The 22,005-nt window shown below is 30.4% G+C and carries 18 protein-coding genes and 1 other annotated feature; of the genes, 7 read left to right on the top strand and 11 right to left on the bottom strand.

Annotated elements, in window-relative coordinates; translation table 11 throughout:
* Positions 1-36: 36 nt before the first annotated feature.
* The 3 genes from Q0649_RS06995 to tkt all read left to right on the top strand — a co-directional run bounded on the left by Q0649_RS06995 (position 37) and on the right by tkt (position 4,207).
* The gene (locus Q0649_RS06995; protein ID WP_298839293.1) at positions 37-675 is read left to right on the top strand and encodes a hypothetical protein; all 639 of its coding nucleotides are present in this window, start codon (positions 37-39) and stop codon (positions 673-675) included.
* 312 nt (positions 676-987) lie between these two features.
* The gene (locus Q0649_RS07000) at positions 988-1,704 is read left to right on the top strand and encodes a DUF624 domain-containing protein (RefSeq protein WP_298839296.1); all 717 of its coding nucleotides are present in this window, start codon (positions 988-990) and stop codon (positions 1,702-1,704) included.
* A gap of 472 nt (positions 1,705-2,176) precedes the next feature.
* The gene (tkt, locus tag Q0649_RS07005) at positions 2,177-4,207 is read left to right on the top strand and encodes a transketolase (RefSeq protein WP_298839299.1); all 2,031 of its coding nucleotides are present in this window, start codon (positions 2,177-2,179) and stop codon (positions 4,205-4,207) included.
* A gap of 135 nt (positions 4,208-4,342) precedes the next feature.
* On the opposite strand, the gene Q0649_RS07010 is transcribed toward tkt, so the two are convergent.
* Genes Q0649_RS07010 through Q0649_RS07025 form a run of 4 tightly spaced genes read right to left on the bottom strand, consistent with a single transcriptional unit; the run spans position 4,343 to position 10,659 of the window.
* The gene (locus Q0649_RS07010; RefSeq protein WP_298839301.1) at positions 4,343-5,605 is read right to left on the bottom strand and encodes a zinc-binding dehydrogenase; all 1,263 of its coding nucleotides are present in this window, start codon (positions 5,603-5,605) and stop codon (positions 4,343-4,345) included.
* A gap of 24 nt (positions 5,606-5,629) precedes the next feature.
* Positions 5,630-6,559: a 1-phosphofructokinase gene (gene pfkB, locus Q0649_RS07015; protein ID WP_298839304.1), complete on the bottom strand. Its 930-nt coding sequence runs from the start codon at positions 6,557-6,559 to the stop codon at positions 5,630-5,632.
* Between the two features lie 36 nt (positions 6,560-6,595).
* A complete protein-coding gene (locus tag Q0649_RS07020; protein WP_298839307.1) occupies positions 6,596-8,521 on the bottom strand; it encodes a PTS mannitol transporter subunit IICBA in 1,926 nt (641 codons plus the stop codon).
* A 14-nt stretch (positions 8,522-8,535) separates the two neighbouring features.
* Positions 8,536-10,659 (bottom strand): BglG family transcription antiterminator, encoded by a 2,124-nt coding sequence (locus Q0649_RS07025; RefSeq protein WP_298839310.1) that lies wholly within the window; start codon positions 10,657-10,659, stop codon positions 8,536-8,538.
* Between the two features lie 692 nt (positions 10,660-11,351).
* On the opposite strand from Q0649_RS07025, the gene Q0649_RS07030 reads away from it, so the two are divergent.
* Positions 11,352-11,522, top strand: coding sequence for a DUF362 domain-containing protein (locus Q0649_RS07030; RefSeq protein WP_071611800.1), 171 nt, complete (start codon positions 11,352-11,354; stop codon positions 11,520-11,522).
* A gap of 60 nt (positions 11,523-11,582) precedes the next feature.
* On the opposite strand, the gene Q0649_RS07035 is transcribed toward Q0649_RS07030, so the two are convergent.
* The 5 genes from Q0649_RS07035 to Q0649_RS07055 all read right to left on the bottom strand — a co-directional run bounded on the left by Q0649_RS07035 (position 11,583) and on the right by Q0649_RS07055 (position 16,543).
* A complete protein-coding gene (locus Q0649_RS07035) occupies positions 11,583-12,434 on the bottom strand; it encodes a YitT family protein (protein WP_298839342.1) in 852 nt (283 codons plus the stop codon).
* A 172-nt stretch (positions 12,435-12,606) separates the two neighbouring features.
* On the bottom strand, positions 12,607-13,998 hold the full coding sequence (asnS, locus tag Q0649_RS07040) for an asparagine--tRNA ligase (protein ID WP_298839345.1): 1,392 nt from the start codon (positions 13,996-13,998) through the stop codon (positions 12,607-12,609).
* 66 nt (positions 13,999-14,064) lie between these two features.
* Positions 14,065-14,327: a binding site (T-box leader), on the bottom strand.
* A gap of 196 nt (positions 14,328-14,523) precedes the next feature.
* A complete protein-coding gene (locus Q0649_RS07045; RefSeq protein ID WP_298839348.1) occupies positions 14,524-14,781 on the bottom strand; it encodes a hypothetical protein in 258 nt (85 codons plus the stop codon).
* A gap of 127 nt (positions 14,782-14,908) precedes the next feature.
* Positions 14,909-15,772, bottom strand: coding sequence for a YitT family protein (locus Q0649_RS07050; RefSeq protein ID WP_298839351.1), 864 nt, complete (start codon positions 15,770-15,772; stop codon positions 14,909-14,911).
* Between the two features lie 51 nt (positions 15,773-15,823).
* A complete protein-coding gene (locus tag Q0649_RS07055; RefSeq protein WP_298839353.1) occupies positions 15,824-16,543 on the bottom strand; it encodes an MBL fold metallo-hydrolase in 720 nt (239 codons plus the stop codon).
* A gap of 283 nt (positions 16,544-16,826) precedes the next feature.
* On the opposite strand from Q0649_RS07055, the gene Q0649_RS07060 reads away from it, so the two are divergent.
* From Q0649_RS07060 to Q0649_RS07070, 3 genes are all read left to right on the top strand, one after another.
* Positions 16,827-17,195 (top strand): VOC family protein, encoded by a 369-nt coding sequence (locus tag Q0649_RS07060; RefSeq protein ID WP_298839356.1) that lies wholly within the window; start codon positions 16,827-16,829, stop codon positions 17,193-17,195.
* Between the two features lie 319 nt (positions 17,196-17,514).
* The gene (locus tag Q0649_RS07065; protein WP_298839359.1) at positions 17,515-18,303 is read left to right on the top strand and encodes a flagellar motor protein; all 789 of its coding nucleotides are present in this window, start codon (positions 17,515-17,517) and stop codon (positions 18,301-18,303) included.
* Positions 18,303-19,073 (top strand): OmpA family protein, encoded by a 771-nt coding sequence (locus Q0649_RS07070; protein ID WP_298839362.1) that lies wholly within the window; start codon positions 18,303-18,305, stop codon positions 19,071-19,073. Before Q0649_RS07065 ends, Q0649_RS07070 begins: the two co-directional genes overlap by 1 nt.
* A gap of 46 nt (positions 19,074-19,119) precedes the next feature.
* Here the strand turns inward: Q0649_RS07070 and clpA are convergent, their stop codons facing one another.
* Together clpA and Q0649_RS07080 are read right to left on the bottom strand one after the other, a co-directional pair.
* A complete protein-coding gene (gene clpA / locus Q0649_RS07075) occupies positions 19,120-21,444 on the bottom strand; it encodes an ATP-dependent Clp protease ATP-binding subunit ClpA (protein WP_298839365.1) in 2,325 nt (774 codons plus the stop codon).
* A 2-nt stretch (positions 21,445-21,446) separates the two neighbouring features.
* Positions 21,447-21,782 (bottom strand): ATP-dependent Clp protease adaptor ClpS, encoded by a 336-nt coding sequence (locus Q0649_RS07080; RefSeq protein WP_298839368.1) that lies wholly within the window; start codon positions 21,780-21,782, stop codon positions 21,447-21,449.
* Positions 21,783-22,005 lie beyond the last annotated feature (223 nt).

Here is a 22,005-nt window from a genome sequence, read left to right on the forward strand (position 1 = left end):
GGTTACATAGAAATTTAAATAAAAAGGATGGAGATTATGCATGATTTAAAAGGTATGAGCAAGCAAAAGAAAGCTGAATATATCTGGGAGTATTACAAGTTGCATATTGTTGGTACTTTAGTTGCTTTATGTATAATAATTTCTATTATACATGGTCAAATAACAAAGCCAAATTATGTATTTACTCTAACAATGCTTTCAAGCATTGTAGATACTAATAAGACAAATACTCTAGAGTCTCAACTAACAAAAATTGTTGTTAAAGATGGAAGTACTAAAAACCAGGCTATCGTAAGGACTATGCCCCTTGATGGTTCAAAAATCACAGATACTCAAATGGCAAACCAATATATGCAAAAATTTATTGCTGAAATATCCGTTGGAGAACTTGATATTGTAGTTTTAAATAAAACCATGTTTGAAAAATTTGCTAAAGAAGATATGTTTTTAAGATTAGATAATATAAGTGGACTAACCTTAGGTTCTTTAAAAGGTGAAAAACTTCATGCTATCGGAAGTAATAAAAAAAATGTTGTGTATGGAATAGACATCAAAGATGACGTTATATTAAAAAAAATGGGGCTTACTACAAAAGATATGGTAATTGGAATTATTGCGTCAACTAAACAAAAGGACAATTCACTTTTAGTACTTAAATGGTTGTTAAACAAATAAATTAAAAAGCCTGCGCAGCAAGGAAAAGTATCTTTAACTTGCTACGCAGGCTTTTTTAGTATAGTACCTTTTTAATCATCTTACTTTAACTTTTCTAAAGCATTTATCATTTTATATAAATACAATATTTTATGGTAAAATTACAATTTATTATGTTAATATGTAGAAAGCACCAAAATCTATTTGTCTTTTTTATAACTTCTACCTATTTGCATTTCACTCTATTTATGTTACATTTTAATTGACTACAAAATAATTTAATTATTATAATAATTTACATAAATGCATTTTAAAATGCAGTTGGAGGGAAAAATGGCTAAATCAAAAAGAGAATTTGGTGAGGGACCTTTATACACAATAACTAATTATATATTTTGGTTTCTCCTAGGCAATTTATATTTTCTGCTTCTTAATATTCCACTAGTTCTTATGTTAATTATACTTTTTTCTAATGGAACAAATAAAATTCCACAAGGTTTTACTTCTATTTTAGTTATATGTTGTATCCCCATAGCACCTGCAGCAACAGCTCTATTTAGTGTGATGGGCAAAATTATACGTGAAAAAGATGTAAGTATTACAAAAGATTATTTTAAAGCTTATAAAACCAACTTTATTCAATCTTTATTTTTTGGGGCATTAGAAATAATGTTAATCTGCATCCTCTCTATTGATATTAAATATTTTATTGCAAGTGCTTATCCAAGAGTATTAACAGTTTCAGTTTTTGTCATAATAGTTTTTGTTTTTTCAGTGAATCTGTATATATTCCCAATTATTTCAAGATTTTATTTGGGCTGGAAAGATATTCTCAAAACTGCTATGTACTATACTATTCGGAAATTTAATATTACACTTTTATGTCTTTCAAGCTTTTTTATTGTAGGATTTGTATTCTTTAAAGTTACAACCTTTGTATTGCTATTTATATCAAGTATTGTTTGTTATTTAATAATGTACTATCAAAAAAATATATTATTAGAAATTGAAAATAAAATAAAACAAGATGTTGATAAATCTCAGATATAAAACATTTATTTTTAAAATAGGGTAGTTCATTACTAATTAATAATGAACTACCCTACAATTTTTAAATCACATTACTTAACATTTAACTTTATTCATTAATTATACTACTATTTTAATCAAGTTCCTTCATATATATATTGGTTTGTGATAAAATATATAAGATAGGTCGATTGTGTCATATACTTATATGATCATTTATAATATAAAGAATTATACTTTTATATTAATTGAAAATTTAATCAGTAATTTTATTCCAATGATAGCAATTATAACTTTTATTGGAAACGTTTATAATATAGTGCTTATTATTTTGTATATTTAAAATGTATGTATAATACTGATACCTTATCAGCAATTATAAAAAGCAGTGAATTATTAACCTAGTTATCTTAAGTAAAATGATATATTCTTATAATATTGAGGTTAATCCTCTATATTTAATATAAGACATGTATCTTTACAAATAATATAAATGAACATAAAAATTAAAAACCATAAGGAGGAATTTACATTGAATAAAATTGAACAATTAACAGTAGATACTATAAGGGTTTTATCAGCTGATGCAATACAAAAAGCAAATTCAGGTCATCCAGGTCTTCCACTTGGAGTTGCACCAATGGCCTATACATTATGGGCAAACCATATGAAACATAATCCTAGCAATTCAAAATGGGAAGATAGAGATAGATTCGTACTATCTGCAGGACATGGATCAATGCTTGAATATTCACTTCTTAATCTTTTCGGATATGGTCTAACTATTGAAGATTTAAAGAATTTTAGACAATTTGGAAGTTTAACACCTGGTCATCCTGAATATGGTCATACAAACGGCGTTGAAGTTACAACTGGACCACTTGGACAAGGAGTTGCTAATGCAGTTGGTATGGCAATAGCTGAAAGTCATCTTGCAGCAAAATTCAACACAAAAAAACATGCTATTGTAGATCATTATACATATGCTATATGTGGTGATGGAGATAATATGGAAGGGATTTCTGGAGAAGCAGCATCACTCGCAGGTACTCTAGGATTATCTAAACTTATTTTAATGTATGATTCAAATAGTATTTCAATAGAAGGCTCTACAGATATCGCCTTTACAGAAGATGTAAGCAAACGATATGAAGCTTATGGATGGCAGGTTTTATACGTAGAAGATGGCAATGATATGGATGCAATAGGAAAAGCCATTGAAACTGCAAAACTTGAGTTAAATAAACCTACATTTATTAAAATTAAAACTGTTATTGGCTTTGGTTGTGCTAAAAAACAAGGCACATCATCTGCACATGGTGAACCACTTGGTGAAGATAATATAATTGAAATGAAAAAATGTATGGGATGGGACTTTGCTCCATTTACTGTTCCAGCTGAAGTAACTAAGCATATGGAAATTGTGAAATCAAAACTAAGCAAAAAAGAAGAAACCTGGAACGCACTTTATGCAGAGTATAGTAAAGAAAATCCTAAACTTGCTAAAGAATATGAAGCATGGCAGAGAGGTGACATTCCTGTTGATTTACTTAAAGTAGAAGAACTATGGAAATTTGAAGGTAAAGCAGCAACAAGAAATTCTTCTGGTGCTATAATAAATATATTAGCGAAATATATACCAAACTTTATAGGTGGTTCTGCAGATCTTGCTCCTTCTAATAAAACATATATGAAAGGTATGGGTGATTTCTCAAAGACAGATAGAAATGGTTCTAACCTTCATTTTGGAGTACGTGAGCATGCCATGGCAGCAATTGCAAATGGTATATATGTCCATGGAGGTCTTAAACCTTTTGTTTCAACCTTCTTTGTATTTAGTGATTATATGAAGGGTGCAATGAGATTATCTGCTCTTATGGGTTTACCAGTAACTTATGTTCTAACTCATGATAGTATAGCTGTTGGAGAAGATGGTCCAACTCATGAACCAATAGAACATCTTGCAGCGCTCAGAGCTTTACCAAACTTTAATGTATTTAGACCAGCTGATTCTAAAGAAACAGCTTTTGGTTGGTACTCTGCAATTACTTCAAAGGCAACTCCTACAGCGCTCATACTAACAAGGCAGAACCTTCCTCTTTATGATGAGACATCAATAGAAGCTTTAAAGGGTGCCTATGTTTTAAAAACATATGAAACACCTGGTCAAAACCCTGATATAATTTTAATGGCTTCTGGATCTGAAGTAGAATTTATCTATGAAGGTGCTAAGTTATTAAATGAAAAAGGTATTAAAGCAAGAGTTGTAAGTATGCCTTGCCTAGAATTATTTGAGGCCCAAACAAAAGAATACAAAGAATCTATATTGCCATCATCCGTAAGAACAAGACTTGCTATTGAAGCCGGTGCTTCTTTTGGTTGGCACAAATATGTTGGACTTGACGGCGATGTTATCTCAATTGATAGATTTGGAGCTTCAGGTAAAGCTGAAGTTTTATATAAAGAATTTGGATTTACAACAGAAAATGTTGTTAGTAAAGCACTAAAACTACTGGGTAAATAATTAAATAAAACAACAATTTTCATTACAAAGGCCATCTATTATAATTCTAATAGATGGTCTTTGTTTAATATAATAAAACAAAAAAGATACAGGAATTAATCCTGTATCTTTCTTTATGTTAAATTTCTTATTGTTTTATTTAGCTTCCCAATTTTTAAGTAAATATGCTTCTGCCTCTTCACACCAAAGACCCTTATTACTCTCTGTAATTTCTGCTAATTTTTTAAAACGTGGATCTTTTTTACCTTTTTCCTCAAATTCATCTATTGCTGTAATATCCATAAATATGTTTGTATATATTAGTTTCTTTCCTGCAGGCACCTGTGTTAATTTAAGTGTGGCATCTGCTGCACTATCAAGTCCTCCAATATGAGTAACCATAACTGCTGGATTTATAATATTTTTTTCTGTCATTCTTAATGACTCAATCATATCATTTGTATTTCCACCAGTAGTTCCTATAGTATGAGTTGATTGATAATGAACGTTATAGAAATTAAAAGTAGCTGAGAATTGCTTATCTGTAGGGCCAGCGAAGAAGTTTAAGCAACCATCTCTACCTAATATCTTGTCTCCTTGCTCTACCACTGGTTTAACTGGAGAATATACAAATACATCATCAAAACCTGTTCCACCTGTTAATCCTCTTAAATAAGCTGGAACATCTTCTATATCCTTTGTATTAACAAATATTAATTCTATTCCAACTTTCTTTGCATCTTCTTTAGTAAATATTGCACTTGCTCTATTTAATCTACTTTGTTCTATATCTGTTACTACAATTAGAGATGGCTTTCTATCACAATGCATAGCATAATCAATTGCACCTAAGCCCATAGGACCAGCAGCTGCTAGCATCGCAAGCTTACCGCCTTCAACAATTCCCATTTTGTGCTCATAACTACCCATTACTGTATGAAAACTTGCATGAAAACCTCCAATAATGCAAGACATTGGTTCAGCAAGTGATGCCTCATAATATGCTTTACCTTCATAGTTTAATAAACACCCAAGTTCCATTACTTCATGTGGAACTATTATATAAGTCGCGTCTCCACCACAATATCTATAAGAATATCCAGGTGAATCCATACTTCCTTTATAGTTTAATGCTGGTTGCATAGAAAATTTATTTCCAATTTTAAAATCATTTTTCCATTTTGAACCTACCTGTACTATATCTCCTGCCATTTCATGTCCTACAATTACTGGATTAACTGCTACATCACTAGGTACTCTCTTATGGTCAGTTCCAAGTATTGCTGCTTTATAAGTAGACATGCATATACTGTCTGATACTACTTTTACAAGTATTTCGTCTTCTTTTATTTCAGGAAGTTCAAATTCTTCCATTCTTAAATCTTTTTTACCGTATAATCTTACTGCTCTTGTTTTCATATATATTACCACCTTTTTTATTTATTATAAATATTCAAATACTACTTGTTTTTCAAGTTCTATAATTGTTTTAATATCACTCGCTTTTGTTCCTTCTGTCATTACATTTGCGGCGCCTGTTGCAACAGATAGCTTCACTGTATCTTCAAAACTAAGTCCCTTCTCGAGTGAATATGCAAGTGCTGCAACCATTGAGTCTCCAGCTCCTACCGTACTTTTCACGTCTACTTTAAGACCGTGTGCATATATAGTGCTTTCCTTTGTTACAAATACTGCTCCTTCACTCCCTAATGAAACTGCTACTATAATGATACCATATTTAAGCAAACTTTTCGCTATTTGCGCAGTTTCCACAACACCTCCTATTTTTTTATTAAACATAGCTCCCAGCTCATCAATGTTTGGTTTCACAAGGTAAGGTCCAGCTATTATACCTGCCTTAAGCATTTCCCCATCAGCATCTAATATTGTTTTTGCGCCTTTTTCTTTTGCCTTAGTAATCCAATTACCATAAATTTTCTTGTCTACGTTACTAGGAACACTTCCTGATAAAATTATAGTATCATCACTATTTATATTATTAAATACTTTATCACATACGTCACTTAAATCCTTTAGACTTGCCTCTGGACCAGCCTCATTTATATCAGTATTAGTATGATTAAGCATATCAACAACTTTTATATTTGTTCTAGTTTCACCTTTTGTAAAAACAAAGTCATTTAAAATGTTTATCTCATCTAAATAATCCTTTATAAATTTTCCTGAGGTGCCTGAGAGAATTCCCATTGCACGGCTTTCACCACCCAAATTCTTTATTACTTTTGATACATTAATTCCTTTTCCACCAGCGTCTAATCTAACAGATGCAACTCTATTAACATTCCCTACACTGAAATTATTTATTTCAATAGTCTTATCAACTGCTGGATTTATTGTTATTGTTGTAATCATATTTCACCTCTTATTATTAATAATTTAATCTTGAATTTAATCTTCTGATTTTATTGTAAATAAATCATAGATATACTGTACATCTTCTGTACTTTTTAGCTTATCAGTAATACTTTCATCTTCCCCTTCAATTGCAATTGCAATATTAGAAAGTATTTGTAAATGTTCATCTCCAACTCCAGCAATACCAATTACGAGATATGCTAATTCTTCATCAAACTTAATTCCATTTGGAAATTGAAGCACTACCATTCCTGTTTTTTTAATGTTTTTCTTAGCTTCACCAACTCCATGAGGAATTGCTATCCCTTTACCAATATATGTGGAAAGATCATCTTCTCTTTGAATCATGGCATCAATATATTCTTCTTCTACATATCCACCCTCATATAATAATCTACCTGCCATTTTAATTGCTGTATACTTATCTGTACTTTCAAGACCTAATTTTATATTTTTCTTTTCAAGAATTTTGCTTTCATTCTTACCTTCATTTTTTAAAGCGCTTTTGTCTTCAGTATGAATCTGTATATTAGTATCAGCAACAGGTTTTAATCTTGCTGAGAGAATCTCAAAAGCAGGATTATTAAGGAAATCCTTAACTGATATATGCTCAGCATTTGGAGCCACACTCTTTGCTCTTGCAGTTAGTGTTTCATGAGTTATAACAATCTGAGCATCCTTTGGGATAGCTTCAATTGCACAATTTACTACCTTAATATTATATCCTGCCCTTTTAAATTTAGTCCTTAAAGTTGTTGCTCCCATTGCACTTGAACCCATTCCTGCATCACAAGCAAATATTATTTTATTAAAAGTTTTGGCTACTACTCCATTTGTCTCACCTATTTCATCTTTTTTCTTTAATTTGAGTTCACTAGATTTTAATTTTGCTTCTTCTAATTCATTGCCATCTGTTTTTTTATTAGTACTTTTTATTATTACAGATGATACTAAGAAAGATACCACTGCTGCTACGAGTACTCCTGCTACTACCGCAAAATATCCACCCTTAGGTGTCATTGCAAGTACTGCAATTATACTACCTGGAGATGCTGCTGCAATTAATCCTGCTCCAAAAATTTGGAATGTGAATATTCCACTTGCGCCACCGCAAATAACTGCTATTACAAGTAAAGGGTTCATCAAAACATAAGGAAAATAAATTTCATGTATACCACCTATAAAGTGAATTATTATCGCACCTGGTGCTGACTCCTTAACTGCACCTTTTGCAAACACCCAATAAGCGAGTAGTACTCCAAGTCCAGGACCTGGATTTGATTCTAATAAGAAAAATACTGATTTCCCGATTGTTTTAGCTTCTTGTGCACCTATTGGAACCAAGATTCCGTTACCTATTGCATTATTTAAAAACAATATTTTTGCTGGTTCTATAAATATAGATGCTAAAGGTAACAACCCTGCTTTTACTATGACTTCTACTCCGTCTTTTAGAAGACCGTTTAAACTTAGAACTACTGGACCAATTCCCGAGAATGCAATCAATGCTAGCATTGCTCCAAGTATCCCTGATGAAAAGTTATTAATTAACATTTCAAAACCAGCTGGAACTTTTCCTTCAATAAGATTATCAAATTTCTTTATAACATAACCACCGAGAGGTCCCATTATCATTGCGCCCATGAACATTGGAATATCTGATCCTACTATAATTCCAATAGTTGAGATTGCCCCAACTACTCCACCTCTTACTCCACCTACCATTTTACCACCAGTGTAACCTATTAATAATGGTAAAAGATAAGTTATCATTGGACTAACTAATTTAGCAAAATTAGAATTTGGTAGCCAGCCCTTTGGTATAAATAATGCAGTAATTAGCCCCCATGCTATAAATGCGCCAATATTCGGAAGTATCATTCCGCTTAGAAATCTACCAAACCCTTGTACTCTTTCTTTAGTTTTTCCTTTATTTTTTATGTTAGATGTATTATCCATAACTCATACCTCCATTAATTATTTACTTTTTGCTTATAAAATTCTTTTAAAATATCATTTAATTCATTAAATGCATAATCTCTTTCTCCAGCCTTTAAATATTTAAGGAAGTCCACTCTTTCAATTAGCATTTTACTTACATACCCTATCACTTCTATTTGTAGTGCACTACAATCTTCTGGTGCAAGCATTATAATTCCAAGCTTAATGTTTTCTATTTTACCTTCTCCATTTAAACATTCTAATCCCTTAGATAACTTTACAGCCCCAAAATATAATTTTCGTACAATATCTGTTCTACAATGAAGCAATATCATCTCATGTCCAGTTACTACTGTATTACCTTTTTTTTCTCTACTTTCTAACGCTATTCTTATTTTTTCTGTCGTCTCTGGATCTTGCTCTATTGCTCTACTCGCTTCAATTATTAAAGCGTCAACGCTACTCATTTCTGGAATTTCTTTAAGGAAAAAATTATCTAATATCTCTATTATCGCTTCACTATATATATTTAATGAAATTAATTTGTCTTTGAATTTGATTTCTTTATTTTTCTTATATGAATGTTTAATATTTGTGTTTTTAAAATCCTTTATTTGATTTGCAATTTTATCTTTATCTTCTTTAAAAAGCAATGGATTTACTCTTACTACTGGTTTAGAACATTTTTCTATATTAACTGTAGATATAATGAAATCTATCTCATTCTCTTTTAGAAAATTTTCTTCAATGTGAATTGTAGATATAATATCTACAATTTGAATATTGTCATACTCATTTTCTATTCTTATAGCAAGAAGTCTTGAAGTTCCCATACCCGTAGCACAAGCAATTGCAACCCTGTAAATAGGTTTAATTAGTTTTTCACTATTTTCAATTGCAGCCCCTAGATGCATGGCGATAAATGCAATTTCAGCTTCAGGAATTTTTATTCCTATATGTTTTTCAACTACTTTTGCACATTTAGTACTAGTCCTCATTAAATCATCATAATTAGTCTTAATTTCTTCTAGAAGTGGATTTCTAATATCAAGTTTCATCTTTAACCTTGTAATGGCAGTTCCAAGATGATTTACTAATCCATTTAACAACTCCTCATTATTCCCAAGGAATCTTCCTGTTTCAATCTCTGCTGTTTTAATAATTTCCTTTGATAACTTTATAAGTTCAAAACTTCCTATTATCTTATTTCCTGTTTTATATTTTTCCTTGTAATTTTTAGATCCTTTAATGTGCATTGTTATGTAACCTATCTCATCTTCTGGTATTTCTACTTCAAAACACTTTGATATATTAATAGATAAATCAGATGCAATTAAATACTCAGGGCTTGTCTTAAGTTCTTTTAAGAACTCATGATCTATGGTTATTTTATCTCCTTTTTTTACCCTTTCAATAGCAAGTGCAATATGAACAATTAACCCAACAAACGCGCTATCCACTAACTTATAATCTCTTTCTTTCTCAATGTTCTCAATTAAAACTTCTATCTTCTTTATTGTTTCATTATCTATTAAATTAAGTAGCCTATTTCTAGAAGAAACTTCTATATCTTTTGCGACAACTACTGAATCATCTAAATTTTGCCTTATTAGGTTTAAAAGCTGGCTTTCATTTGTATTTTCATAAATTAAGCTAACCATGGCTTTTCTTATATGATTTTCTTTTCCTTCTACATATACCCCAAGTCCCTGTTTTCTAATTAGATTTAAACTATGCCTTTTAAACCATTCATCTGTTTTTTCTAAATCATTACTTATTGTTGCTTCAGTAACTTTTAAAGTTCTAGTAAAATTGTATAATTTAACTGGCTCTTGATTTTGAAGTAATTCACTAATAATTATATTTTTTCTCTCTTTTGGAGAGTATATTGTTTCATCCTTTTCTCCATTTAACAAGTTGATAATACTTTGTTTCTCAAGGCGTGTACCAATTACTTTAATACCAACTCCTGTCTTTTTATCAAGTCTTACTCCATTTTGTTTAAGGAATTTTTCTACTTCATGTATCTCTCTTAATACGGTTCTCCCACTAACGTCTAAATGTTTTGCTATTTTAGCAGTTGTAATATACTCATTCTCATTACATATAATTTGCAAAATATTCTTTATACGTAAATTAATCTTGTAACCTTTCATAAAACTCCTCCAAAATTATTAAAAGATTGTATCAAGTTACTTATGTTTGCCCTATATTGTAATCATATTAGTGAATGTAAATGAAGTAACAATTTATTAATTACCTTGACTTCATTATATTCCAGTAAACAATTACATACAATTCAAAGATAAATTGAATAGTCAGTAGCTAATGATGACAATATTTAATATTCATTCAATTTAACATTTTATATTTGGGTACTAAATGATAAAAAATATTTCTTTATTTTATATTGAATACTTACGTGAAATTTACACATAATATTATCAATAGTTACTAACTCATAGCTACATGGATGAGCTCATCATTTATATAGATACAGCTAAAAGTTACTAACTACCATAAGTGTTAAATGAACTGTGTTAAATTTAGTTTTTAGCTGTAACTATTGTTTAATTCAGTTCATTTAATACTGTTACTTTAATCTTCGAATTAATTTTTCATAGATTAAATATTCTATTTTTTTGTAAGTTACATATATTTAACAGATTTAATATTTCTATTATTTAATTTTAATACAAAAATATAAATATATGTTTGATATAATACCTATAAAATGTATATATTTTGTTAATTCTTTAGCAAAGTTTTCTATTTCAAAAAAACGCTTTATTTATTAGTTCAATTATGATATTATGTAGTAAATTAGTAAAAAAAGGAGGTTGTTATTATGTCATATAAAATTACTGACGCATGTGTAAGCTGTGGAGCTTGTGAACCTGAATGTCCAGTTAACGCTATAAGCCAAGGAGATTCACAATTTGTTATTGATGCTGATACTTGCATCGATTGTGGAGCTTGTGCAGGTGTTTGTCCTACAGGAGCACCAGTTGAAGCTTAATTACAACATATTTAAAAACAATCTATTGACTTTCGTCAATAGATTGTTTTTTTCATTTTTTTATTCATCTATATCTTTAAAACCTTCTCCAACAGTTTCATGTACATTATACGTAATTATAAAAGCCGTTTTATCAATTTCTTTTATATGGTTTTTTAATTTTACAAATTGCTTATTACCTAAAACAGTAGTTATAATTTCTTTTTCATCATTAGTATAAGCTCCCTTAGCTGTATAAATCGTTGCTCCTCTCTCCAAATCTTCAATTATAAACCTCTTTATCTCTTCGCCCCTTGAACTAACCACTTCAACTTTTTTACAATTATTAATTCCAGCAATAACTGCATCAACTGTATATCCATTGATAATAACTCCTAGTAAGGCATACATTCCTATTCTAGGACCAAATGCTACCCCTGCGAGTATTGTTATGAAAAAATCTGCTATAAGAAGAGATTTACCTATCTCTAAGTGAAAATACCTATTAAGCATTTTAGCTATTATATCTGTTCCTCCTGTTGATGCATTCTGATTGAACACCATACCCATACCTACGGCCCCAATTAATATACCAAATATTAATTCTAGAAATATATCATTCGTTATGCTCCCACTCATAGGGCAAAGTTTTTCTAATCCCCATATCATGCCAGATAATCCGAAACTAGCATACAATGTCCTTACTCCAAAACTTGACCCTATGAACATAAATCCTACAATAAATAATACAATATTTAATACAAACATTAAAGACCCAATAGTAATACCTGGCATATACTGATTTATAACCATAGCCAGGCCACTAACACCACCTACTGCTAAATTATTTGGTATTAAGAAAAAGTATAGTCCTAACGCTACGAGTGCTATTCCCACAGTTATCAATACATATTCTTTAATAATTGTTTTCATGCTTATTACCCCCTCATTTTAACTTTCATATGTGAATATAACTACAATTAATTTAATGTAATAACTTATAATAACACATTTAAAAATAAAATCTCTCAGCTTAATGGCTAAGAGATTTTATTTCTATTTATATCTGTATACATTACATTATATCATTTCTAGATTTCTTAGATTAAAATTCAGCAGACCCAGTTGTTCTTGGGAATGGAATAACATCTCTTATGTTACTCATACCTGTAATATACATAATTGCTCTTTCAAATCCTAATCCAAATCCAGCATGCTTAGTTCCACCGTATTTTCTTAGTTCTAGGTACCACCAATAATCTTCTTTATTAAGACCACATTCTTCCATCCTAGCTTCTAGAATATCCTGTCTTTCTTCTCTTTGGCTTCCACCTATAATTTCGCCTATTCCTGGTACAAGTAAGTCCATAGCGGCAACCGTCTTACCATCCTCATTTACCCTCATGTAAAAAGATTTTATTTCTTTTGGATAATCAGTTACAAATAGTGGTTTTTTGTATACCTCTTCTGTTAAATATCTTTCATGTTCAGTTTGAAGATCACAGCCCCAAGTTACTGGATACTGAAACTCTTTCCCTGATTTCATTAAAATATCTACAGCTTTAGTATATGTAACCTGACCAAATTCAGAGTTAACAACATTATTTAATCTTTCAATTAAACCTTTATCCACGAAACTGTTGAAGAACTCCATTTCCTCTGGTGCATTTTCCATAACATATTTTATTATGTATTTCATCATATCTTCTGCTAGTTTCATATCATCATTTAAATTTGCAAAAGCTATTTCAGGTTCTACCATCCAAAATTCAGCAGCATGTCTTCCTGTGTTAGAATTCTCTGCCCTAAATGTTGGTCCAAAAGTATAAACACTTCTAAACGCTAATGCAAAAGCCTCTGCTGCTAGTTGCCCACTTACAGTTAAACTAGTTTCTTTACCAAAAAAGTCTTGTGAATAGTCAACCTTTTTGTTTTTGTCCATTGGAATATTACTAAAATCAAGAGTAGAAATTCTAAACATCTCACCTGCACCTTCGCAATCACTCCCCGTAATTATTGGTGTATGAGTATATACAAAATTTCTCTTTTGAAAAAATTCATGAATAGCAAAAGCAGTTAATGAACGTACTCTAAACACTGCAGAAAATGCATTACTTCTTGGTCTTAAATGTGCAATAGTTCTTAAATATTCAAAAGAATGTCTTTTCTTTTGAAGTGGATAATCAGTATCTGACATTCCCTCAACTATTATTTTAGTAGCTTTAAGCTCAAATGGTTGTTTAGCATCTGGTGTTAAAACTAATTTTCCTTCAATAGTAAGTGATGAACTTATAGGTAATTTAGATATTTCTGCAAAGTTCTCTAACTTCTCTTCAAAGACTACTTGAATGTTTTTGAAGAAACTTCCATCATTTACTTCTATAAATCCAAACGCTTTAGATGCTCTTAGCGTTCTTATCCATCCTGAGATAGATACTAGTTGATCTGCATATTTCTCACTACTTCTATAAATTTGTTTCACTAACAATTTTTCCATAAAATTGCCCTCCTTATAATTTAATACTTTTATACATAATAAAAAAAGCCCTTCATCCCATAATAATAAAGGGACGAAAAACTATAATTTCGCCGTGCCACCCAATTTGTCATAAAATATGACCACTCTAATTAGTACAAAATTATATTTCATAATATAATTTGATACTACCCAACAATTAACGGATTGGACCCGTCTAAGCCTACTCTCTAATGATTTCGGTTAGCAACTCAAAGATGTTCTTCAATATAAATTTCGTATTGGCCTCTCACCATCACCAAATCGCTAAAACTACCTTTTATATCTACTCTTCTCGTCGAAGTCTTTACATTTACCTTATAAACACTATTATATGCATTAATTACTTTATATAGACAATTAAATTATAATGTCTTTAATAATAAATGTCAAACTCTTATTATAACTTACCTCATATATATAAATGTCCTATAAAGTAGATCTATTACATAATCTACTTTATAGGATAAAAGTTATAATTTAATTATATAAATATACGTTAAGGAATTATATATCGTCTCGTTCAATTTCCCATGCATCTACTTCTTCTTCATCCTCATCTTCAACTATTTCACCAATAACTGCATCTCTCTTAGCCATTTCTCCTGTAGCTTTGTTTTCAATAACAATGTTAGATGTTACATGTCCATCAACTTCACTGATGAAACTTTTTGCTGTTACATCTCCTTCTACTAAAGAAACTCCCTGCGTAAGTTTTTCTGGGTGGTCAAATGTTATTGGTTTACTGTTTATTCTATCATTCATATATAAACACTCCCTTTCTAAACCTATTTTGTGCATGAAGACTTAGAAATATACTTTGGAAATGTTATCTATTTTTCAAATTTAAAAACATTCTGATAGTATTAATATAATACTTAATTTTCCCCTCTTACTGCGTAAATCCTTCTCCTAACACTTCACGTACATCTGCAACAGTTATAAATGCCTTGGTGTCAATTTCCTTAACCATTTTTTGAAGAGGCAATATTTCATCTTTTCCAACTACTACAAATAATACCTGCTTTTCGCCCTTAGAATACATACCTGTAGCATGTATTCCGGTTACTCCTCTATTTAAATCTTTCATTAGAATTTCTGCTATTTCATTTGAATAATCCGAAATAATAAATACTGCTTTTGAAAAATTTATACCTTCAAGTATACTATCTATTACTTTTGAAACTATATACGTGGATATTAATGCATACATAGCCTTTTCAATTCCAAATACAAAAGCACCTAATAATATTATAGTCGAATCAATTGCTAATATGATTTTGGCAATTGGAACATTTTTCAAATAAACTTTTATAATATTAGCAGCAAGATCTGTTCCCCCAGTACTTGCAGATGCTCTTAATACAAATCCTAAGCCTATCCCAACAAAGACGCCACCAAATATACTAGCTATCAAAAGATCAACCTTCGGTGTTGGTATAAAGCTTGTATAAAACAATGCAAAAGATAGATAAGCTGCAGCAAACATGGATTTACCAACAAATGCTCTTCCCTTAAGTTTTATAGCAATAGCAAGTAGTGGCACATTTACTACCATATTAGTAAACCACAAAGGGATATCTACTCCATAATTCTTAATAGATAAATACTCTATAACAATAGCAAGACCTGATACCCCACCCGTTACTAATTTAAGATTTGCAAAAAACAAGTTTACACCTGCTGCAAGTATTGTAGCTCCAATCATAATATATATATAATTAAAAATATTTTCATTTTTAGTTTCTCTTCTCATCCATCTTATCCTACTTTCTAATTTCTACTTTATACAACTAAAAATTTTTTTTTAATATGTTATTTCCTGACCTGAATATTTTATTTCAACAGTTTTTATATTAATCTTATTCATTCGGCTTGCAAATTGCCTAGTAATATCAACTGCATCTCCGAAATGCATTGGTATAAGTAACCTTGGCTGAATCTTTTTTGCAAAATATTCTCCCCCTACAAAATAAAACTCTTCTAGTCTAGGATCTACTGGGAAAAACGCTATGTCTATCGGTTTTTCTTCTTCCAACTTCTCTATATGTGCCTTAAACAATGATTCAGCAAGTATTTGTTCGTCTAACCTATCTTCTTTCCAGTGCCACCAATTTAGATCTCCAGCATGAAAAATAGTTAATCCATCTACTTTTATTAAAAATGATATTCCAATATCAGTTGAACCATATGCTTTTACGTAAACATCCTTAAATTTTCTTTCGTCACCCTCCTCCATAAAATTATAATTTGACTTATCTTTATCAATTTTTATATCATTACTAAGTATATATTGTATTTTATCATTATATTTTTCCCATTCTAAAATTTTAGGATTATAATGATCCGCATGACTATGGGATGAAAACACATACACATTTTTCTTTTTTTTTATATTTTCAGGTAATAACAATCCTTTTAACTTGTTTTTTATAGGTTCTTTATAATAGTCAAATATCAGAAAATGGTTTTCAGTCTTAACGACAAACCCACTATGGTATATATAGTATATTTTTGCTTCTTTCATAAATTATCGCTCCCTACATTATTGATAGTGTTAACACACTATTTTTATTTTAATTAGATTATATGTAAATTAAATATATAAACTTAAGTTTCCTTTATATACTTACGCCTAAATTATAATATTATACTAAAATTATATACAAACGTAGGTTTCAAGTAAATAAAATTATTAAAATAATATTTTATTATTTTAATAATTCTATGAATATAATTTAAAGTAAGTTTATAATGAGAATATAGTATATCTAATATATTAAATTTTCTTAAAAAGGTGGTTATATTAAATGAAATTTTCTTTTGATCATAATAATATAAATGTTTTGGACTTAGAAAAAAGTATAAAATTTTATAAAGATGCTTTAGGCTTTATAGAAATTAGGCGTCATCATCCATCAGATGGCAGCTTTACTCTTGCATTTTTAGGTGATGAAACAACCGAGCATAAGCTAGAACTTACTTGTATGAAAGATAGAACAGAACCATATAATTTAGGTGAAAATGAATTTCATCTTGCTGTAGTTGCAGATAATTTTGATGAAGCTTATGCACATCATAAAAAAATGGGCTGCATATGTTATGAAAATAAACCTATGGGAATTTATTTTATTATGGACCCAGATGGCTACTGGACAGAGATTATTCCAAAAAAATAGTAACATTAAATTAAAGATTTAAAGATATCATTGACTTCAAAAGGAATTATATACTCCTTTTGAAGTTTTTTTATTCTCATTTTCCTAATGTACACCTCTTAATCATATAACAGAAATTAATTATTAAATTATACTATAACTATTTTAATCTAATTTAAATAATAATAAATCAGTAAAAATCTAATTAATTTGTCTAAAAAGCTAAATAAATTATAACTTTGTTCGAAGATTATTATATGGCATTATTTTAATTTCAGAATATAAACTTTGTTTACATACCGTTATATTATGATGTAAACTGCAATAGTAGGAGGATTTTATGAATATTTTTTCAGTTATATTTTTATTAATAAGTTTTGGCTCACTGATAGTTGCATTCATCTTAGAAGGTGGAAGTCCTATTATGCTTGCAGCTGGAAGTGCCGCTATGATAGTATTTGGAGGTACAATTGGATCCGTAGGTCTTGGTACTTCTCCTAAAAAACTAGCGAATATCCCAGCAATGCTTAAACTTATATTCACAGCTAAAGAAAAGGATTTGGTAGAAATCGTGAGTTATTTTAAACAATTATCCTTTAAAACTAGAAAAGAGGGATTACTAAGTATTGAGGGAGAAATAACTGACGAATTAGACCCATTTATAAAAAAAAGTTTACAACTAGTAGTTGATGGTGTAGACCCACAGATGGTAAAAACTATACTAGAATTCGAACTTGAGTCCACATATGATAGGCATAAAGAAAATGCTGCAATCTTTGAATCAGCAGGTGGATTTGCACCTACCATGGGTGTTATAGGTACAGTTATGGGTCTAGTTCAAGTTTTAAGCAATCTTTCTGACCCATCTATTCTAGGGGAAAAAATAGCCGTTGCATTTATAGCTACTTTGTATGGTGTTGGGTCTGCAAACTTAATATTTCTTCCTCTAGCTTCAAGATTAAATGATTTAAATAATGAAGAAATTAAAGAAAAGCAATTAATAATTGAAGCTGTTCTTCTTATGCAAGAAGGTGCAAACCCTAATATCTTAGCCGAGAAATTAAAAGGGTTCCTTGATAAAAAACAAGCACGAAAATTTGATGAAATAGATAATGGAGGAGCAGCATAATGAAGAAAAGGAGGGAAAATAAGGAAGCTAGTAATGATAGATGGCTTTTAACTTATTCAGACTTAATAACTTTACTTATGATATTTTTTGTTATTATGTATGCATCAAGTAATGCAGACACTACTAAATACAAACAATTATCTCAATCACTTAATGCAGCTTTTAATGGTAGTAATGGTAAAAGTATTATTGGAGATGGATCTGGTGTAAGTGTTTTAGATTCGAGCGGAAGTGTACCTGCTAAACAATCAGTAGATACTAAGGCTTCAGAATATGCTAATGCATTAGAATCAAATAATATGGAAAACATTAAAAAAAATGTTGATAATTATTTGAAAACTAATGGCTTAGCCAGTAACGTCTCTACTAAAATTGATGAGAGAGGACTTGCGGTAAGTCTTAGAACTTCACTGCTCTTTGATGTTGGTGCAGCAGATGTTAAAGAAGTGTCGACTAAAAAGCTAATTAGCATAGGTAAAATACTAAATCACGTTAATAATTATGTAAGAATTGAAGGACACACAGACAGTACTCCAATGAGTAATAATGAATTTAAGTCTAATTGGCAGCTTTCTGCAATTCGTGCAACTAATGTTACAGAACTACTTATTTCAAAAGCAGGAATTTCTCCTAAAAAAATATCTGCAGTAGCCTATGGTGATAATCGGCCAGTAGCTACGAATAAAACTGCAGCTGGAAAAGCTAAAAATAGGACCGTAGATATTATTATATTAAGTAACCAATTTTCAAAAACAGAGAAAATCAAATAAAAAGATGTTGCCGTTTTAATTAGCAACATCTTTTTATTTGTATTTTTTATTTATGTTTTTCTTTTTCTTCTTTTGACTTGTCTTTTGTTATTGTAAGTTTATCATCAACAATGTCAACCGTGGCACTACCACCAGTACTAAGTTCTCCAAAGAGCACCTCATCAACAAAATAAGTTTTAATTTCTTGTTGAACAACTCTATTAATTTCTCTTGCACCATAATCCTCTGAAAAACCTTTTTTACTTAACCAATCGTATAATGCATCTGTTACCTTTAACTTTATATTTTTAGTTAATAGTTTTTCTTCAAACAACTTCATTGCTTTCTTTGCAATTTGAAGAGCCATAACTTTATCAATTTTATTAAATTCAACTACATTGTCCAATCTATTTCTAAACTCAGGAGAAAATACTCTCTGAACCTCTTTAGTAATTGCTCCGCTAGCACCCACTCTTTCTCCAAATCCAACTATATGTTTACTAGATTCTCTAGCTCCTGCATTTGAAGTCATAATTAAAATTACATTTCTAAAATCTGCCTTTTTACCAGTGTTATCTGTAAGTGTTGCATAGTCCATAACCTGTAAAAGCACATTAAATATATCAGGGTGAGCTTTTTCAATCTCATCTAAAAGCAGAACACAATATGGCTTCTTTTTAATAGCCTCAATTAACATTCCACCTTCTTCATAGCCAACATACCCTGGTGGTGAACCAATAAGTCTGGCTACTGTATGTTTCTCTTGATATTCACTCATATCAAATCTAATAAGTGGTATATCTAAACTCTTAGCTAATTGTTTGCTTATTTCTGTCTTTCCAACTCCTGTAGGACCTACAAAAAGAAGAGATGCTATTGGTTTGTCTTCTTCATTAAAGCCTGCTCGAGATCTTTTTATAGCCTTTACTAATGTATCTATAGCATTGCTTTGTCCAAACACCTGTTTCTTCAAATTAGCATCTAAGTTTTTCAATGTATCAACTTCATTACTTGATACACTTTGCTCTGGAATTTTTGCAATGGCAGCAACTATTTTCTCTACTGCACCCACTGTTATAACAATATTTTCATCATTATCGCCAGCATGGAGCCTTGCATAAGCACCTGCTTCATCCATAATATCTATAGCTTTATCTGGTAGAAACCTCTCCTTAATATACTTACTAGATAATTCTACTGCTGTTTTTAAAGCCTCATCCTTGTACGTAACATTATGGTACTCTTCATATTTATCCTTAAGCCCCATAAGAATATTAAAAGTGTCCTGAGTGGATGGTTCTGGAACTTCTATCTTTTGAAATCTTCTAGCTAATGCACTATCCTTTTCAAAATGCTTTTTATATTCATCATAAGTAGTTGATCCAATAAACCTTACCTTACCATCCGCAAGAAATGGTTTTAAAATATTTGAAGCATCCATGGATCCCCCAGAAACTGCACCTGCACCAACTATAGTATGGATTTCATCAATATATACAATTGGTTTTTCTTCTTTACTAATTTCATTTAATACTTTTTTGATACGTTCCTCAAAATCGCCTCTATACTTTGTACCTGCAATTAATGCTCCCATATCCAAATAATATATTTTGCTTCCTTGCAATAATTTAGGCACTTTATTTTCAACAATCATTTGTGCAAGTCCTTGAGTAATGGCCGTTTTACCTACTCCCGGTTCCCCTACATGAACTGGATTGTTTTTAAGTCTTCTACATAATACCTGAAGTGTTCTTAAAAGAATGTTTTTTCTCCCAATAAGTGGGTCCATTTGTCCTTTTTTTGCTTTTTCCGTTAACTCTTCTGTAAATCTACTTAAAAAGTTTACTTTTTCATTTGGGTTATCCATATCTTCATCATAAGTGTATTCTGTCTCTTCTTCATCTTGCGTGAAACTCACTTGATCTTCTCTTTCACTATCTATACCAGATGAAAAATCAAGTGTATCCACTACAGATATGCCATGTGCTATATAATTAAGAAGATCTCGCCTTTTCATCTGCTGTTGTCTTAAGAAATAAGAAGCAAAACTTTCCTCATCATCATACATAGCAACAATAACATCGCCTATCTTTACTAATTCTTTTCCAGATAACATAACATGATCTGCAGCACTTGATAAAATTGTTTGTATTCCAACTGTTTGTATTGGCTCTGTATCTTCTACGACCTCTATGTTTTCCTTTAAAAATTTTTTTATTTGATTTTTAAGTCTTTTAACATTACCACCACTATTTTCTATTATTTCTATACCCTCTTCGAAAAATAAAGAAGCGTAAAGAATATGTTCAGGGGTAAAGTACTCATGATTTGACATTTGAGCTTCATTAAAAGCTGCGGTAATAATCTCATTTACTATATCATCTAATTGCATAATTACTCCTCTTCTAATGTTAATTTCAATGGAAATCCACTTTCTTCACACATTTCCATAGTTTGATCAATCTTTGTTAAGCCTACATCGTGGCTATATATTCCGGCAATACCACTACCTTCCTTATGTACATCAAACATAATTTTTGTAGCTTCAACAACTTGTTTTTTAAAAACTCCAACTAAGACCTGCACAACAAATTCCATACTTGTATAATCATCATTATGAATAATCACCATATAGTTACTGGGTTTTCTAATCTTAGTTTCTATTTTTTCTTTAATATCAATCTTCTCTTTAGTTTCAATTTCCTCATTAAAGATCCTTTTTTCTGACATATCTAACAACCCCACTATTTACATTTAAATTTATTTTTTTAATTTTTAAAAAATAACTAGCCTAAATGCTAGTCTACATTAATTTATGAACATTAGTATAAGACTATTATATCCTACTTAATTGTATATTACTGCATTTACGTATATTATTTCAACTATTGTTCACTTTTCCTCAATTGCAAAACTAAATTCCACCCCCACCACATTAAATAGTGGAAGTTAG

The sequence above is a fragment of the uncultured Clostridium sp. genome (assembly GCF_937920395.1).
In the GTDB taxonomy this organism is placed as follows: Bacteria; Bacillota; Clostridia; order Clostridiales; family Clostridiaceae; genus Clostridium_AD.

Coding starts and splice junctions, on each gene's coding strand:
- Q0649_RS06995 (WP_298839293.1), top strand. CDS start 37: ATGCATGATTTAAAAGGTATGAGCAAGCAAAAGAAAGCTGAATATATC.
- Q0649_RS07000 (WP_298839296.1), top strand. CDS start 988: ATGGCTAAATCAAAAAGAGAATTTGGTGAGGGACCTTTATACACAATA.
- tkt (WP_298839299.1), top strand. CDS start 2,177: ATGAACATAAAAATTAAAAACCATAAGGAGGAATTTACATTGAATAAA.
- Q0649_RS07010 (WP_298839301.1), bottom strand. CDS start 5,605: ATGAAAACAAGAGCAGTAAGATTATACGGTAAAAAAGATTTAAGAATG.
- pfkB (WP_298839304.1), bottom strand. CDS start 6,559: ATGATTACAACAATAACAATAAATCCAGCAGTTGATAAGACTATTGAA.
- Q0649_RS07020 (WP_298839307.1), bottom strand. CDS start 8,521: ATGGATAATACATCTAACATAAAAAATAAAGGAAAAACTAAAGAAAGA.
- Q0649_RS07025 (WP_298839310.1), bottom strand. CDS start 10,659: ATGAAAGGTTACAAGATTAATTTACGTATAAAGAATATTTTGCAAATT.
- Q0649_RS07030 (WP_071611800.1), top strand. CDS start 11,352: ATGTCATATAAAATTACTGACGCATGTGTAAGCTGTGGAGCTTGTGAA.
- Q0649_RS07035 (WP_298839342.1), bottom strand. CDS start 12,434: ATGAAAACAATTATTAAAGAATATGTATTGATAACTGTGGGAATAGCA.
- asnS (WP_298839345.1), bottom strand. CDS start 13,998: ATGGAAAAATTGTTAGTGAAACAAATTTATAGAAGTAGTGAGAAATAT.
- Q0649_RS07045 (WP_298839348.1), bottom strand. CDS start 14,781: ATGAATGATAGAATAAACAGTAAACCAATAACATTTGACCACCCAGAA.
- Q0649_RS07050 (WP_298839351.1), bottom strand. CDS start 15,772: ATGAGAAGAGAAACTAAAAATGAAAATATTTTTAATTATATATATATT.
- Q0649_RS07055 (WP_298839353.1), bottom strand. CDS start 16,543: ATGAAAGAAGCAAAAATATACTATATATACCATAGTGGGTTTGTCGTT.
- Q0649_RS07060 (WP_298839356.1), top strand. CDS start 16,827: ATGAAATTTTCTTTTGATCATAATAATATAAATGTTTTGGACTTAGAA.
- Q0649_RS07065 (WP_298839359.1), top strand. CDS start 17,515: ATGAATATTTTTTCAGTTATATTTTTATTAATAAGTTTTGGCTCACTG.
- Q0649_RS07070 (WP_298839362.1), top strand. CDS start 18,303: ATGAAGAAAAGGAGGGAAAATAAGGAAGCTAGTAATGATAGATGGCTT.
- clpA (WP_298839365.1), bottom strand. CDS start 21,444: ATGCAATTAGATGATATAGTAAATGAGATTATTACCGCAGCTTTTAAT.
- Q0649_RS07080 (WP_298839368.1), bottom strand. CDS start 21,782: ATGTCAGAAAAAAGGATCTTTAATGAGGAAATTGAAACTAAAGAGAAG.